Source organism: Glutamicibacter sp. AOP38-B1-38 (assembly GCF_052377485.1).
In the GTDB taxonomy this organism is placed as follows: Bacteria; Actinomycetota; Actinomycetes; order Actinomycetales; family Micrococcaceae; genus Glutamicibacter.
Genome location: NZ_JBQSWU010000001.1, coordinates 17055 through 31360, shown reverse-complemented (window position 1 = coordinate 31360; position 14306 = coordinate 17055). Strand labels below are relative to the sequence as shown.

The following is a 14306-nucleotide window of genomic DNA, read 5'->3' as shown; positions in this document are numbered from 1 at the left end:
ATCCTGTGCCGCTTCGTGGCCCAGCACACCGCCAACGGCCCCTTCGCACGCTAGGCTAGAACGGTGAGCGCACACGTTTCTAAAATCTTTGTCGCCCGGCTGCTCGGGCTGGACGTCTTCGACCCCCTGGGCGATCGCCTGGGCCGGCTCCGCGACGTCGTCGTCGTTTCGCGCGGCCCGCAGCGGGCCCCGGCCTGTGTCGGCGTGGTCGTCGAGGTTCCGGGCAAACGCCGCGTCTTCGTGCCGATGACCCGGATCCAGTCGATGGAATCCACCCAGGTCATCTGCTCCGGGCTGGTCAACATGCGCCGCTTCCAGCAGCGCGGGCAGGAAATGCTCGTCGTCGCCGAGATGTTCGACCGCACGGTCACCTTCCTCGATGCCTCCGGACGCGGTTTGATCGAAGACGTGGGCCTGACCCAGACCCGGCGCGGGGACTGGGAGATCAACGAGTACTTCGTCCAGCGCCTGGAGACCACCAGCACCCTGCTGGGCCTGCGCACCCGCCGCCGCAACAAGGTGCTGGTCTCCTGGGCGGAGATCCGCCAGGGGGCGCAGAGCGAACCGCAGTCCGCGGATAATTTCGTGGCCACCCACGATGAGATGAAGGCCGCCGACTTCGCCGACGCGCTGCATGAGATGACCGGCAAACGCCGGCTGGAAGTCGCCGCGCATCTGCAAGATGACCGGCTGGCCGACGTCTTGCAGGAGCTGCCGGACCGCGAACAGGTCGAAATCCTCTCCGCGCTCAGCCTGGAACGCGCCGCAGATGTGCTCGAGGAGATGGACCCGGACGACGCGGCCGACCTGCTCGCCGAGGTGGAAGAAGAGACCAAGCACCAGCTGCTGGAGCTGATGAACGAGGAGGAGGCCGAGGACGTCCGCCGCCTGCTGGCCTATCCCGAAGGCACCGCCGGTTCGGTGATGACCCCGGTGCCGGTGATCCTCACCCCGGAGTCCACGGTGGCCGAGGCGCTGGCTTCGGTCCGCTTCGAAGAGATCAGCCCGGCGCTGGCCTCCACGGTCTATGTGGTGCGCCCGCCGCTGGAGACCCCCACCGGCCGCTACCTGGGCCAAGTTCACATTCAGGCGCTGTTGCGCGCCGCTCCCCCGGAGCCGCTGGGCGATATTCTTGATAAGGAACTTGAACCGATGTCGGACCTGTCGAGCATCACCGACGTGGTCCGCCATCTGGCCACCTACAACCTCACCTCGGTGGGCGTGGTCAACAACGAGGGGCGGCTCGTCGGAGCCATCACCGTCGACGACGTCCTGGACCACATTCTTCCCGATGACTGGCGCTCGGCGGATTAGGCCGGCAAGCTTCAGCATTTTCGATCAGCAGCAAAGGAGTTCACCGGATGGCCGAACAGCGCAAGAGCAACGGACTGGATACTCCCCTGTCGGCACGCAGCCGCTTCTGGCCGAAATTCTCCCCCGATCCGGACCTCTTCGGTTCGGCGACGGAGAAATTCGCCCGCTTCATGGGCACCCCGCAGTTCCTGTTCTACATGACGATCTTCTGCGCCTTCTGGCTCGTCTGGAATACCGTCGCCCCGGCTGCCTGGCGCTTCGATGACGCGGCCATCGGCTTCACCGCGCTGACCCTGATGCTCTCCTTGCAGGCCTCCTATGCCGCCCCGCTGCTGCTGCTCGCGCAGAACCGGCAGGATGACCGCGACCGCGTCTCGCTCACCGAGGACCGCAACCGGGCCGAGCGCAACCTCTACGACACCGAATACCTCACCCGGGAGCTCGCCTCCCTGCGCCTGGCCATGCGCGATGTCGCCACCCGCGACTATGTGCGTTCCGAGCTGCGCAATGTGCTCGAAGAACTGCTCGAAACCACCGATGGCGAGGACCTGCATCTGCGCGCCAAGCGCAAGAACAAGCACAGCAATCCGGCCACCGGATTAATCGACACGGTTGATTCCAACCGTTCCCAGCATCGGAAGGCTAACCCCAAGTGACCCAATCCGCGGACCTGCACCGCGCCCTTGAATCCGTGATCGACCCGGAGCTGCGCCGCCCCATCACCGAGCTGGGCATGGTGGCTTCCGCCGAACTGGTCGAGGGCACCGCACAGGTGCGAATCCTGCTGACCATCGCCGGCTGCCCGATGCGTTCGACCATCGAGGCCGACGTGTCCAAGGCGGTAGGAGCCCTGCCCGAGGTGGCGGCGGTGAACGTTGTATTGGATGTGATGTCCCCGGTCCAGCGCGCCGAGCTGCGCGAGAACTTGCAAGCCAAGCGCACCGTATTCTCCGACCCGGATTCGCTGACCCGGGTGATCGCGGTGGCCAGCGGCAAGGGCGGGGTCGGCAAGTCCTCGATCACCGCGAATCTGGCGGCCGCCATGGCCGCGGACGGGCTGAAGGTCGGACTGATCGATGCCGACGTGCACGGCTTTTCGATCCCGGCGCTGATGGGCATCACCGCGAAACCTACCCGCGTGGACGAGATGATCCTGCCTCCGGTGGCCCACGGGGTGAAGGTCATTTCCATCGGCATGTTCCTGGACTCGAACCAGCCGGTGATCTGGCGCGGACCGATGCTGCACCGCGCGCTGGAACAGTTCTTGACCGACGTGTACTTCGGGGATCTGGACGTGCTGCTGCTGGATCTGCCCCCGGGCACCGGGGATATGGCGATCTCGGTTTCACAGCTGCTGCCCAATAGCGAACTGCTGGTGATCACCACCCCGCAGGCCACCGCGACCGCGGTGGCCGAACGCGCCGGAACCATCGCCTTGCAAACCAAGCAGCAGGTCATCGGCGTGGTGGAGAATATGAGCTACCTGAGCCTGCCCGACGGCGGCAAGATGGAGATTTTCGGAACCGGCGGCGGGCAGCGGCTGAGCGAATCGCTCAGCGAACAGCTCGGATATCCGGTGGAGCTGCTCGCCCAGCTGCCGCTGGAAGAGGCGGTGCGGGTGGGCTCGGATCAAGGGGTCCCGGTGGTGCTGGGTACCCCGGACTCGCCGGTGGCAGGCTCCTTGCGCCAGCTGGCGCAGAAATTAGGACAGCGACCGCGCGGGCTTGCCGGGCGATCGCTGCCAATGTCCTTCTAGAAGTTCTAGGTGGCTTCCGTGTCAAAGGGGGCCAGCTCGTCGGCCGCCAGCGGTTGCTGCTTGGCGGTCTCAACGGCCGTTCGCACCGGGGCCTGCGCGGGGTGCGGCGGCGCTTTGGCCGCGTTCACCGCCTCGTCGAATTCATCGACGAGTGCTTCCTTGATGATCCGCCGCGGGTCGTACTGCCGCGGGTCCAGCTTGCGCCAGTCCATGTCTGCGACCTCGTCGCCGACCTCTTCACGCAGCTGCTCCTTGGCGCCATTGGCCATGCGGCGTAGTTCCTTGACCAGGTTAGCCAGTTTTTTGGCGTACTCCGGAAGCTTCTCGGGACCCAAGATCACCACTGCGAGGATGGCGAGAATAATGAATTCTCCGCCATTGATTCCAATTAACTCCACGTATGAAAGATTACCTTGTCGGCTTCGAATGGTCGAAGTCACCGCGCCACGGCGGATGACTTATGCGTCAGCCCTGTTTGGCGGTGCGCAGCCCCAACGGGATGCGCGGCAGGCTCACGGTCAACGGGGCGCGGTTCGCCGGGTTGCGGTGCGCCAACGCGTCGCGCAGCATGGCGCGCCCACGGTGGATGCGCGAGCGCACGGTGCCCAGCTTCACATTCAGGATCTGCGAGACTTCCTCATAGGAGAACCCCTCCATATCGCACAACACGATCGCCGCCCTGAAGTCGGGGGCGAGCGCCTTGAGCGCCTTGGCCACGTCGACGTCCAGATTATTGAATTCGAAGTCCCGCTCGGGGGTCACCGCGTTGCTCGGCAAGCGGTCCTCGGCGCCTTCGGCAAAACGGTCAAAACGGATTTTGGACTTGCGCCGCGCCTGGTCGAGGAACAGGTTGGTGGTGATGCGGTGCAGCCATCCGCCCATGGTGCCGGGCGTGTACTTCTCCAACGCGTTGAACGCCCGCACGAAGGCTTCCTGCGAAAGGTCCTCGGCATCCTGGCGGTTGCCGGTCAGGCGGTACGCCAAACGGAAGACCCGTTCGCCATGGTCGTGCACCATGGAGTCCCATGAGGGGGTCTCGGTCTCGGGGCCGTCCACGGGGGCAATTAGCTGGCTACTTGCAGTGTTCACTCTTCAATTGTGACCCGGGAAGCTGAGCTGAAGCTAAGAATCGCCTGCGCACCTGCCAGCAGTTCGTCCAAGATCGGCCCAACTCGGTAGGTACGATGGTCTCCGGACCACCCGACAGACAATCCCAAGGACCTCACACTCATGCCTTCGATGAATCCAGAACTCCTCGCCAGCTGGGGCTTCAGCCAAAACCAGCTGCCCGAGCGCGATCATGTGCTTGCCGCACGCGAGCGGGCCGCGGATCTTGGTGTTCGATGCATCGATCCGGCCGGGCGCTCGATGCTCGCCCTGCTCTGCACCCTGCGCGCCCCGCACAGCATCGTCGAAATCGGCTCCGGAGTAGGCGTCGCCTCCATGGCGATGCTCGAAGCCATGGGCGCCACCGGAACGCTGACGGCCATCGAATCGGATCTGGAGCATGCCAACGCCATGCGCCAGGGCCTGCGCGACGCCGGAATCCTCTCGGCTCGCGTGCGCATCATCAACGAGCGCGCCGAGAGCGTGCTCTCCCGCTTGGCCGACCACGCCTATGACCTGGTGCTCATCGATGCCAGCGCGGAACTGCTGCTGGACTACGTCGCCGAAGCCAAGCGCCTGGTGGGTCCGGGCGGGGTGATCGTGTTGAACAACGCATTCGATGAACACCGCCTGGCCCGTCCCGCGGTACGCCGCGCATCAACCGTCGCCACGCGCGATGCCCTCCGCCTGCTGCGCGAGGACCCGAAACTGCAGACCCACCTCTTCCCCAGCGAACAGGGATTATTCGTCGCCACGGTGCTGCCCGCACACAAAGCGCGCTAGCGGCGCGTTCGGCGGGTAGAAAAACCGAGGGCCGGCATATGCCGGCCCTCGGTTTGCTAAAGAATTATTCGGTGACCCCAACTAGACAGTTACGCAGTTCAGTTGCTTCCGCACTGTTCAGCTCCACCACCAGACGACCTCCGCCGTCGATTGGCAGTCGCAGAATCAGGCTTCGACCCTCTTTGGTGACTTCCATCGGCCCGTCACCGGTACGTGGCTTCATCGCAGCCATATGAGCTGTTCCCTTCGTCCGTGGCTAACGCGCGCAACATTTTTTGCCTTGCGCACAACCCAATGTCTAAGTCCACCTTCTGCGATGATTCGTCGCTGATAAGGGACACTTATCTTCTATTATTGCTAATTTTGCGTCGTGTCGCTAATCACACGCCGGGACTCCATGTCACGAATTGTATTTTCCAGTCGGGTGATCTCGGCAGCGAGCACATCGAGGGTGTCGTCTACTTGATCGCAGCGGTAGCCGCGCAGCCCCAGCGAGAACTTCACGGAGTCAATATCGTTGGCGCGCGGATGCTCCGGCAACAACACCGGCGGCAACGACGCTTCATGCTCCACGAGCCCCACAATTGGCTCGCTCGTGGATTCAAAATGCCGGCCGGCCGGAACCGATTTCCGTTGGCTCGAAATCAGCAACGCCACACCGCCCACGGCCAGGATTGCCAGTGCTATGAGAAAAAATGGCATGGCTAGCTCCGGCTCGATTGCTTCTTTTCCAGGTCCTCCACCATATTACGCAACACGATGTCCACGGCTTCGTCGGGATCGTCGGTGAGGTGGAAGAGATCCAGGTCCTTCGGTGAAATGGCACGTTCCTTGGCAACCACATCCGTCAGCCAGTCCACCAGCCCACCCCAATATTCGGTGCCAACCAAGACAATCGGGAATCCGGTGATCTTCTGCGTCTGCACCAAGGTCAGTGCCTCGAAAAGTTCGTCCAAGGTGCCAAAACCGCCAGGCAGCACGATGAATCCCTGCGAGTACTTGACGAACATAGTTTTGCGCACGAAAAAATAGCGGAAGTTGATGCCGCGGTTCACCCAGGAATTCAGCCCGGTTTCAAAGGGCAATTCGATTCCCAACCCCACCGAGGAGCCTTCCGCATCGCTGGCACCCTTGTTGGCAGCCTCCATCGCGCCGGGTCCGCCACCGGTGATGGTGATGACCCCGGACTGGGCTAGTCGTTGCCCGATGCGATAGGCCTGCTTGTAGTACAGGCTGTCCGGATCGGTGCGCGCCGAACCGAAAACCGACACCGCTGGTCCCAGCCCTGCCAACGAACCGAAACCGGAGACGAATTCCGATTGGATGCGCAGCACGCGCCACACATCGCTATGCGTGACGTCTTCCTGCGGACTCTCCAGCAGATAGCGGTCAAGTTGCTCGGCTGGCTCTTTATTCGGCCAGTTCGCTTCAACGTGGACCTTGCGCCCTGCATGCGCATTTTCTTCGCTTTTACGCTTATGGACCATGACCTCACTCTATCGGTAACCACCCAGCATCCAGCGCATTGCCCGATGCACGATTACGGAACAGTTTGATAACAACTTTTTGTGACGCATTCGTAGCCTCGCATTATGTGCGTCACATGAAGTAATGTCTAGATTATGAAAAGCGATCAGCAGGCTCATGCTTCTTCAGACGGCCCCATCGTTGAACTGACTGGGGTCAACAAGCATTATGGGGCACTCCATGTACTGAACGACATCAATCTTCAGGTCACCAAGGGTGAGGTTGTAGTCATTCTCGGACCTTCCGGTTCGGGTAAGTCGACGCTCTGCCGCGCCATTAATCGTCTGGAGACGATTGACGACGGCAAAATCAGCATCGATGGCAAGATCCTGCCCGAAGAGGGCAAAGCACTGGCGACGCTTCGCGCGGATGTGGGAATGGTTTTCCAGTCTTTCAACCTCTTCGCGCACAAATCCATCCTGGAGAACGTGACTCTTGGCCCGATCAAGGTCAAGGGGCTGAAGAAGGCCGCGGCGGACAAGCTCGCCATGCAGCTCTTGGAGCGAGTGGGCGTCGCCAACCAGGCCGGCAAGTTGCCAGCGCAGCTTTCGGGCGGCCAGCAGCAGCGCGTGGCAATTGCCCGTGCGCTGGCCATGAGGCCGAAGGTCATGCTGTTTGACGAGCCGACCAGTGCGCTGGACCCGGAAATGATCAATGAGGTGCTAGACACCATGGTGGGGTTGGCCAAGGAAGGCATGACCATGCTGGTGGTGACCCACGAGATGGGCTTCGCCCGCAAGGCCGCCGACCGAGTGATTTTCATGGCCGACGGCCAGATCGTCGAGCAGGCCACTCCGCACGAGTTCTTCACCAACCCGCAGAGCGACCGTGCCAAGGACTTCCTGGGCAAGCTCATTACCAACCACTAATTCCATCACCGCATTCTGCAAATCAGGAGGAATCATGCGTAAGAATCGTTTAGGCGCTGTCGCTGCAATGGCAGCCGTGGCGGCTTTGGCCCTCACATCATGTGGCGGCGGGAGCGGCGAAGGCGATGCCGAGAGCATCCGCATCGGCATCAAGTTCGACCAGCCGGGCCTCGGCTTCAAGGACGGCAACAACTACACCGGATTCGACGTAGATGTCGCCAAGTACGTTGCCAACGAGCTGGGCTACGCCGAGGAGAACATCGAATGGGTTTCGGCCCCTTCGGCGAACCGCGAAACCATGCTCCAGAATGACCAGGTCGACATGATCTTCGCAACCTACTCGATCACCGAGGAACGCAATAAGGTTGTCGACTTCGCCGGACCATACTTCGTTGCAGGCCAGGATCTGCTGGTGGCCACGGATTCGGATATCGCCAGCCCTGAAGACCTCAACGGCAAGAACCTGTGCTCGGTCACGGGTTCCACCTCGGCCCAGAAGGTGAAGGACAACTACGCCGAGAACACCAACCTGCAGGAGCTTCCGGGCTATGCAGAATGCGTGACCCAGATGGGCGGCGGCACCATTGACGCGGTGACCACCGATGACATCATCCTCGCCGGATTGGCGGCCCAGCCTGCCTACCAGGGCAAGTTCAAGGTTGCCGGTGCACCATTCTCCGAGGAAAACTACGGAGTGGGCCTTCCCGACGGAACCGACAAGTGCGGCGACATCAACGCGGCGATCACCAAGATGATCGAATCCGGCGCCTGGCAAGAAGCCTTGACGGCAAACACCGAGGGCACCGGCTACACGCCGAACTCGGAAACCAACCCACCGGAACTCTCGGATACCTGCGCTTAGCAGCATCCGTAGCAAAGGGGCCAAGCGCATTGCCCTTGGCCCCTTTGCACAACTTCATGTTTCGCGGTGCCCCTTGCAGCGGGCACCACACCCATAGCCGCTTGGCCGCAGGTGCGGCCATCGAGATAGAGGCTTGCAGTGGACAACTATCTATCGATATTCACTGAATACGACGTACCCGGAGCATTCTGGGTCAACATCCAATTAACTTTCTGGGCCGCTCTGGGCGCCCTGCTCCTGGGCACGGTTCTTGCGCTCCTTCGCATTTCGCCGGTCGCCAGCTTCCGTGCGATAGGCGCCAGCTATGTGAACCTCATCAGGAACACTCCGCTGACGATCATCATCCTCTTCGGAGTGCTGGCGCTCTACGGGCAATTGGGCTTCAACCTGGGTGGAGATTTCCAGGGGAACTTCTTCCGCTTGGCGGTCATGGGACTTGCCCTCTACCACGCAGCATTCGTCTGCGAGGCCATCCGCTCGGGCGTGAACACCGTGCCGCTGGGGCAGGCCGAGGCCGCTCGCGCCATCGGGCTGAGCTTCTTGCCAGCGGCCCGCGAGGTCATCTTGCCGCAGGCCTTCCGCGGCGCCATCGTCCCGTTGGGCAACACCTTGATCGCGCTGATCAAGAACTCGACCGTAGCAGCCGTCGGCTCGGTGGCAACCGAGGCCTCCTCGACCATGAAGACCATGATCGAATTCCGCGCGGACATCGTGATTCCGATCTTCCTGACCTTCGCCGTCGGCTTTGTGATCATCGTGATCCCGGTGGGTCTGCTAACAACCTGGCTCTCCAAGAAACTGGCGGTGGCACGATGAGCGCCTCGATTCTCTTTGATACCCCAGGGCCTAAGGCCCGACGAAACATCCTGGCCATCAACGTCGTCGGCGCGCTGATTGCGGCCGGACTCCTGGCTTGGATCATCTTCGGCCTGGCCAACAAGGACCAGATGCAGCCTTCCCAATGGGATGACTTCATCGAAGGCAGCACCTGGGCCAATTATCTGCTGCCGGGCCTGCTGAACACGCTCAAGGCAGCCGTGCTGGGCATCGTCGGCTCGGTGATCTTCGGCCTGATCTTCGGCGTCGGACGGCTTTCGCAGAACAAGCTCATCAACGGGTTCAGCACCGTTGTCGTGGAATTCTTCCGCGCCGTGCCGGTGCTGCTGATGATCGTGTTCTTCAACGTGTTCTTCTCCCGTTCCCTGCAGCTGCCAGGAGATACCGCGCTGTGGGCTGTGGTCGCCGCCCTGGTGTTCTACAACGGTTCGGTAGTCGCCGAGCTGGTGCGTTCCGGCGTGCACAACCTGCCCAAGGGGCAACGCGAGGCAGGCATTGCGATCGGCCTGACCCGCGGGCAGTCATTGCGATTCATTGAAATCCCCCAGGCGTTGGTGGCCATGCTGCCGGCCCTGATCGGGCAGTTCATCGTGATCTTGAAGGACTCGGCGCTGGGCTACATCATCAGCTTCAACGAGCTGCTGTTCTTCGCACGCACCTACTCGTCTCCCAACGGCAACGTGCTGCAGGCACTGATCGTTGCCGCGGCGATCTTCATCCTGATCAACTTCACCCTGGGCAAGATTGCCGAGATCGTCTCGCGCCGTCTGGGCAGCAGGGAGAAGAAGGACAAGACCGGCGGTCAGCCGCCGCAGGCTGCAGTCATCGGAGCCCCCTCGGTACTGCCGGTGGAACCAACTTCGAACATCAAGGACGAACCGAATCCGCGGAGCTAGCCGGATTGCTCCTCGCCAGTAGTTGCCTCTCCTTTTGGGGAGGCAACTACTGTTTTAACCGCCGGGTCCGAGGTCCCGGTACTATTCGGTTTCGCTCAACCAGGCACGCAAGGTGTCGAGGCAATCACGGATGGCCTGCTGCGTGACATGCTCGTCATCGGTGTGGGCCAGCAGGGCGTCGCCCGGGCCAAAGTTCACCGCCGAGATTCCCAGCGCAGAAAAACGCGACACATCGGTCCAACCGTATTTCGGCTTGGGCTCCTGGCCAAGAATCTCGACCAGCGAGGCCGCAATGGCCTGATCCAGACCCGGGCGGGCGCCTTCGGCACCATCGGTGCGTTCGACCTCAAATCCCTCGAACAGCGCGCGCACGGCCGCTTCGGCCTGGGCCAGATCCTTGTCCGGGGCGAAGCGGTAATTGACCTCCACCTCGCAATAATCCGGAATCACGTTCCCGGCAATGCCGCCGGAGATCCGGACCGCGTTCATCGATTCCCGGTAGGCCAGGCCTTCGACATCGACGGTCTGCGGCTCATAGGCTGCCAAGCGCGCCAGGATCGGAGCGGCCTTGTGGATGGCGTTCTCCCCCATCCAGGCGCGAGCCGAATGCGCCGCGGCGCCGGTGGTGCGCACCAGGAAACGGCTTGTGCCGTTGCAGCCGCCCTCCACCGTGCCGTTGGTCGGTTCAAGCAGAATCGCAAAGTCTGCGGACAGCAGCTCCGGTGCGTTCCGGGCCAGGCGCCCCAACCCGGATTTCGCCGCGGCGACCTCTTCGTGGTCGTAGAAGATGTAGGTGACGTCATAGCGTGGATCGGTCAGTTCGGCGGCAAGCGCCAGCTGGACCGCGACGCCGCCCTTCATATCAGTCGCTCCGCGGCCGTAGAGCACCCCGTCGACTACCGTGGCCGGCACCGTGCCGCGCGCTCCTTGGGTATGCGGCAACGGCACCGTATCCAGGTGACCGGCCAGTACCACCCGTCGCTCGCGGCCGAGCCGGGTGCGCGCGACGATGGAGTCCCCATCCCGGTGCACCTCCAGGTGCTCCAGCACCAGCAACGCTTGATGGACCGCATCTGCCAACGCCTTTTCGTTTCCGGAGACGGATTCGATATTCATGATCCGTTCGGTCAAGCTGGCGACGTCTTCTCGAAGGTCTAATTCGTTCACAATACCCATCGTTCTACACTTTTTGAGTTCATACCGCTGTCATTTATCAACATTACTCGCAGTGCAAACGCTACGATCAGAGAATGACTTTTGAACCTGCAGCAACTTCTTTTGACTCCTCAGTGCGTTTGGCCTCCGGTCATGGTTTGGCCACCGTCGCGACCGACGGCACCGTACTTGATGTCTGGTACCCGGCCCCCGTTCTCGGTGTGCTCGCCGAGGCTCCAGAACTTTCCGGCGAACTTTCCGCCGCAGCGATTGACGACGCCCAGCGTGGCACCACGCAGAAGGTCATTTCGCTGACCATCGACCTCGATGTGGCGCCTGCCGACACCGCCGATGTGTGGCTGCGCCTGCACCTGCTTTCGCACCGCTTGGTCACCCCGAATTCGATCAACCTCGACGGCGTGTTCGGACACCTGGCCAACGTGGTGTGGACCAACTTCGGCCCTTGCCAGGTGGCGGGATTCGAAATGACTCGACTGAAGCTGCGTGCCCGCGGCAACGTCGATGTCTTCGGTGTCGACAAGTTCCCGCGCATGGTCGACTACGTGCTGCCCACCGGCGTGCGGATCGCCGATGCGGACCGCGTGCGTCTCGGGGCGCACCTGGCCGAAGGCACCACGGTGATGCACGAGGGCTTCGTGAACTTCAATGCCGGCACCCTGGGCGCTTCGATGGTCGAAGGGCGCATCTCGGCCTCCGTGGTTGTCGGTGACGGCTCCGATGTCGGCGGTGGCGCCTCGATCATGGGCACGCTTTCCGGCGGCGGCAAGGAACGCATCACCATTGGCGAGCGCGTCCTGCTGGGAGCCAACGCTGGGGTGGGCATCTCCATCGGAGATGACTGCGTGGTCGAAGCGGGTCTGTATGTTACCGCCGGCACCCGAGTGCAGCTCGGTGAGAAGTCGGTCAAGGCCCTGGAACTCTCCGGCGTCCCGAACCTGCTCTTCCGCCGCAATTCGGTCAGCGGCGCCGTGGAGGCACTGGCCCGCGCCGGACAGCAGGTCGAGCTGAACAGCGCGCTGCACGCTAACTAACTCTCCCAACGCAAAGGCCGAGGGGCGCACCAGCTGGTGCGCCCCTCGGCCTTTGTGTACCGCGCTCAGGGGAAGATGATGGTCACCATAGGTTGTATGTAACCGTGAAAGGCCCGCCCATCACGCAACAGCGAGGTGCTCGCGACGATCGTCGCGCCGCCGATCAGCCAGGCCCGCGGCTCGGTGAGCGGCACGTCGATGACCTGAATCTGCCTTTCTTCCACCTCTTGGGCATGTTCTACCCCGTGGTCGATGAGGATCCGTTCGACCTCGTCCATGCGCTGCGGAATATAGTCTTTGGACTGCTCGCTGAATTTCGCACGGTGTTGATGAGCGTACAAGGTGGCCTGCCCGTAGTGCGCGCTGGCCAGCTTCGCTAATTCCGGATAGCAGCCGGCGCCTAGGTCCGCCAGCAGATCCACGGTGCCGTCGGCATCGTTTGTTGGATTCCGGGAAATGAGCGAATCCCACCAGGAAGACCATTCCTGCTTGATTTGCCCGGCCGCCACTTGCCGATTGCCCCGTGCTTTGATGCCAGGGGCAAGTCCGGAGTTCGGCCCCACCTCGTCCGGGTCCAGCCCGCCCAACTCGCGCAGGTAAAGAGCCAGCACCATGCTCGGATTTGTATTTATGGCCAAAGTCCAATTATTGCCACGACGAAAATACACGCGCACCACCTGACTTTTCCACGCATCATTGCGCCCTAGAACCCTAGGATACGCCGAAATTCCGCGTTAAAACAGGGAACGGCCGGGCAAACACTTTCGTGCTTGCCCGGCCGTTTCGCCATGACTCAATCGTCTCTCCGCAGCTTAGACGCCCGGGTAGTTACGCTCGGTCTCACCCATGTACAACTGACGTGGACGGCCGATCTTGGTTTCTGGGTCCTTGATCAGTTCGCGCCACTGGGCAATCCAGCCCGGCAGGCGGCCGATGGCGAAGAGCACGGTGAACATCTTCTCCGGGAAGCCCATCGCGGTGTAGATCAGGCCGGTGTAGAAGTCCACGTTCGGGTAGAGCTTGCGCGAGATGAAGTACTCATCGTTCAGCGCCGTTTCTTCCAGCTTCATCGCAATGTCAAGCAGCTGGTTGTTGCCCTGCTTGGCCAGCAGATCGTGTGCGGTCTGCTTGATGATGCGTGCACGTGGATCGTAGTTCTTGTACACGCGGTGGCCGAAGCCCATCAGGCGTACGCCGTCTTCCTTGTTCTTGACCTTCTCCATGAAGGCCTCAGGAGTTATGCCCGAAGACTGGATCTCGCGCAGCATCTTGAGCACTGCCTCGTTGGCGCCACCATGTGCTGGGCCGGACAGGGCATGAATGCCTGCGGATACCGAGGCGAACATGTTCGCATCCGAGGAGCCGACCAGGCGCACGGTGGAGGTCGAGCAGTTCTGCTCGTGGTCTGCGTGCAGGATCAGCAGCAGGTCAAGGGCCTTGACCATATCCGGGTCCAGCTCGTAAGGCTCAGCGGCAGTGCCGAAGCACAGGCGCAGGAAGTTCTCGACCATGTTCATCGAGTTATCCGGGTACAGCAATGCCTGGCCGATGGACTTCTTGTGCGCATAGGCGGCAAGGACCGGCAGCTTTGCCAGCAGGCGCAGGGTCGAACGCTCGACCTGCACGTCATCGGTCGGATCCAGTGAATCCTGGTACCAGGTCGACAGGGCCGAAACGGCCGAGGACAGCACCGGCATTGGGTGTGCATCGCGGGGGAAGCCGCCGAAGAAGCCCTTGAGCTCTTCGTGCAGCAGGGTGTGGCGACGCAGGGAACCATCGAAGGTTTCCAGCTCGGTCGCCGAAGGCAGTTCGCCGTTGATCAGCAGGTAGCTGACCTCGGTGAAGCTCGAGTGCTGTGCCAGCTGCTCGATTGGGTAACCGCGGTAACGCAGGATGCCTGCGTCGCCGTCGATGTAGGTGATCGCGGACTTAGTGGCCGCGGTATTCATGAAGCCGGGATCGTAGGTTACGTTCCCGGTGGTCTTCAATAGTGGCGCTACGTTAAAACCATCGTTGCCCTCGGCAGCCGGGATAACCGGTAGCTCTAGGTTGGATTCACCAAAATGTAGCTGTGCAGATTTAGTATCTGTCATTGCATCTCCTAACCGGAAAGGCTTTAGTTCCGAAAGGTCAGTCGTCACGGTAGAA

General features: G+C 61.9%; 17 protein-coding genes. 9 read left to right on the top strand and 8 right to left on the bottom strand.

Annotated features, from left to right (window positions below; genetic code table 11):
- Positions 1 to 63: 63 nt before the first annotated feature.
- Genes ACT3TP_RS00180 through ACT3TP_RS00170 form a run of 3 tightly spaced genes read left to right on the top strand, consistent with a single transcriptional unit; the run spans position 64 to position 3070 of the window.
- A complete protein-coding gene (locus tag ACT3TP_RS00180) occupies positions 64 to 1314 on the top strand; it encodes a magnesium transporter MgtE N-terminal domain-containing protein (RefSeq protein ID WP_105553014.1) in 1251 nt (416 codons plus the stop codon).
- Between the two features lie 47 nt (positions 1315 to 1361).
- On the top strand, positions 1362 to 1970 hold the full coding sequence (locus ACT3TP_RS00175) for a DUF1003 domain-containing protein (protein ID WP_444618684.1): 609 nt from the start codon (positions 1362 to 1364) through the stop codon (positions 1968 to 1970).
- A complete protein-coding gene (locus ACT3TP_RS00170; RefSeq protein WP_444618682.1) occupies positions 1967 to 3070 on the top strand; it encodes an Mrp/NBP35 family ATP-binding protein in 1104 nt (367 codons plus the stop codon). Before ACT3TP_RS00175 ends, ACT3TP_RS00170 begins: the two co-directional genes overlap by 4 nt.
- A gap of 5 nt (positions 3071 to 3075) precedes the next feature.
- Here ACT3TP_RS00170 and ACT3TP_RS00165 read toward each other — a convergent pair whose 3' ends face one another.
- Together ACT3TP_RS00165 and sigE are read right to left on the bottom strand one after the other, a co-directional pair.
- Positions 3076 to 3468, bottom strand: a complete 393-nt coding sequence (locus ACT3TP_RS00165) for a sec-independent translocase (protein ID WP_096284562.1) — start codon at positions 3466 to 3468, stop codon at positions 3076 to 3078.
- Between the two features lie 67 nt (positions 3469 to 3535).
- Positions 3536 to 4159, bottom strand: a complete 624-nt coding sequence (gene sigE, locus ACT3TP_RS00160) for an RNA polymerase sigma factor SigE (RefSeq protein WP_444618680.1) — start codon at positions 4157 to 4159, stop codon at positions 3536 to 3538.
- Between the two features lie 141 nt (positions 4160 to 4300).
- Here sigE and ACT3TP_RS00155 point away from each other — a divergent pair, with 141 nt between their 5' ends.
- Positions 4301 to 4960: an O-methyltransferase gene (locus tag ACT3TP_RS00155; protein WP_444618678.1), complete on the top strand. Its 660-nt coding sequence runs from the start codon at positions 4301 to 4303 to the stop codon at positions 4958 to 4960.
- Positions 4961 to 5024: 64 nt separating this feature from the next.
- On the opposite strand, the gene ACT3TP_RS00150 is transcribed toward ACT3TP_RS00155, so the two are convergent.
- The 3 genes from ACT3TP_RS00150 to ACT3TP_RS00140 all read right to left on the bottom strand — a co-directional run bounded on the left by ACT3TP_RS00150 (position 5025) and on the right by ACT3TP_RS00140 (position 6447).
- A complete protein-coding gene (locus ACT3TP_RS00150; RefSeq protein WP_096284556.1) occupies positions 5025 to 5192 on the bottom strand; it encodes a DUF3117 domain-containing protein in 168 nt (55 codons plus the stop codon).
- A 125-nt stretch (positions 5193 to 5317) separates the two neighbouring features.
- Entirely contained in the window at positions 5318 to 5662 is a 345-nt protein-coding gene (locus ACT3TP_RS00145) for a DivIVA domain-containing protein (protein WP_096284554.1), read from the bottom strand.
- A 2-nt stretch (positions 5663 to 5664) separates the two neighbouring features.
- Positions 5665 to 6447: an LOG family protein gene (locus ACT3TP_RS00140; protein ID WP_444618676.1), complete on the bottom strand. Its 783-nt coding sequence runs from the start codon at positions 6445 to 6447 to the stop codon at positions 5665 to 5667.
- A 177-nt stretch (positions 6448 to 6624) separates the two neighbouring features.
- On the opposite strand from ACT3TP_RS00140, the gene ACT3TP_RS00135 reads away from it, so the two are divergent.
- The 4 genes from ACT3TP_RS00135 (at position 6625) to ACT3TP_RS00120 (ending at position 9951) form a co-directional block, all read left to right on the top strand.
- The gene (locus ACT3TP_RS00135; RefSeq protein ID WP_219843920.1) at positions 6625 to 7356 is read left to right on the top strand and encodes an amino acid ABC transporter ATP-binding protein; all 732 of its coding nucleotides are present in this window, start codon (positions 6625 to 6627) and stop codon (positions 7354 to 7356) included.
- Positions 7357 to 7390: 34 nt separating this feature from the next.
- The gene (locus ACT3TP_RS00130; protein WP_444618674.1) at positions 7391 to 8218 is read left to right on the top strand and encodes a glutamate ABC transporter substrate-binding protein; all 828 of its coding nucleotides are present in this window, start codon (positions 7391 to 7393) and stop codon (positions 8216 to 8218) included.
- 138 nt (positions 8219 to 8356) lie between these two features.
- Entirely contained in the window at positions 8357 to 9034 is a 678-nt protein-coding gene (locus ACT3TP_RS00125) for an amino acid ABC transporter permease (RefSeq protein ID WP_096284546.1), read from the top strand.
- The gene (locus tag ACT3TP_RS00120) at positions 9031 to 9951 is read left to right on the top strand and encodes an amino acid ABC transporter permease (protein WP_444618672.1); all 921 of its coding nucleotides are present in this window, start codon (positions 9031 to 9033) and stop codon (positions 9949 to 9951) included. The genes ACT3TP_RS00125 and ACT3TP_RS00120 overlap by 4 nt, the downstream gene beginning before the upstream one ends.
- Positions 9952 to 10032: 81 nt before the next feature.
- Here ACT3TP_RS00120 and dapE read toward each other — a convergent pair whose 3' ends face one another.
- Positions 10033 to 11127, bottom strand: a complete 1095-nt coding sequence (dapE, locus tag ACT3TP_RS00115) for a succinyl-diaminopimelate desuccinylase (RefSeq protein ID WP_444618670.1) — start codon at positions 11125 to 11127, stop codon at positions 10033 to 10035.
- 74 nt (positions 11128 to 11201) lie between these two features.
- On the opposite strand from dapE, the gene dapD reads away from it, so the two are divergent.
- Entirely contained in the window at positions 11202 to 12158 is a 957-nt protein-coding gene (gene dapD, locus ACT3TP_RS00110) for a 2,3,4,5-tetrahydropyridine-2,6-dicarboxylate N-succinyltransferase (RefSeq protein WP_444618668.1), read from the top strand.
- A gap of 65 nt (positions 12159 to 12223) precedes the next feature.
- On the opposite strand, the gene ACT3TP_RS00105 is transcribed toward dapD, so the two are convergent.
- Complete coding sequence (locus tag ACT3TP_RS00105) at positions 12224 to 12796, bottom strand: hypothetical protein (protein ID WP_444618666.1); 573 nt, start codon at positions 12794 to 12796, stop codon at positions 12224 to 12226.
- Positions 12797 to 12970: 174 nt separating this feature from the next.
- Entirely contained in the window at positions 12971 to 14251 is a 1281-nt protein-coding gene (locus tag ACT3TP_RS00100; protein WP_444618664.1) for a citrate synthase, read from the bottom strand.
- Positions 14252 to 14306 lie beyond the last annotated feature (55 nt).

What these genes read in the sequence shown, in the direction of transcription:
- ACT3TP_RS00175 (WP_444618684.1), top strand. Translation starts at nt 1,362, where the DNA reads ATGGCCGAACAGCGCAAGAGCAACGGACTGGATACTCCCCTGTCGGCA.
- ACT3TP_RS00155 (WP_444618678.1), top strand. Translation starts at nt 4,301, where the DNA reads ATGCCTTCGATGAATCCAGAACTCCTCGCCAGCTGGGGCTTCAGCCAA.
- ACT3TP_RS00150 (WP_096284556.1), bottom strand. Translation starts at nt 5,192, where the DNA reads ATGGCTGCGATGAAGCCACGTACCGGTGACGGGCCGATGGAAGTCACC.
- ACT3TP_RS00145 (WP_096284554.1), bottom strand. Translation starts at nt 5,662, where the DNA reads ATGCCATTTTTTCTCATAGCACTGGCAATCCTGGCCGTGGGCGGTGTG.
- ACT3TP_RS00140 (WP_444618676.1), bottom strand. Translation starts at nt 6,447, where the DNA reads ATGGTCCATAAGCGTAAAAGCGAAGAAAATGCGCATGCAGGGCGCAAG.
- ACT3TP_RS00130 (WP_444618674.1), top strand. Translation starts at nt 7,391, where the DNA reads ATGCGTAAGAATCGTTTAGGCGCTGTCGCTGCAATGGCAGCCGTGGCG.
- ACT3TP_RS00120 (WP_444618672.1), top strand. Translation starts at nt 9,031, where the DNA reads ATGAGCGCCTCGATTCTCTTTGATACCCCAGGGCCTAAGGCCCGACGA.
- dapE (WP_444618670.1), bottom strand. Translation starts at nt 11,127, where the DNA reads ATGGGTATTGTGAACGAATTAGACCTTCGAGAAGACGTCGCCAGCTTG.
- dapD (WP_444618668.1), top strand. Translation starts at nt 11,202, where the DNA reads ATGACTTTTGAACCTGCAGCAACTTCTTTTGACTCCTCAGTGCGTTTG.
- ACT3TP_RS00100 (WP_444618664.1), bottom strand. Translation starts at nt 14,251, where the DNA reads ATGACAGATACTAAATCTGCACAGCTACATTTTGGTGAATCCAACCTA.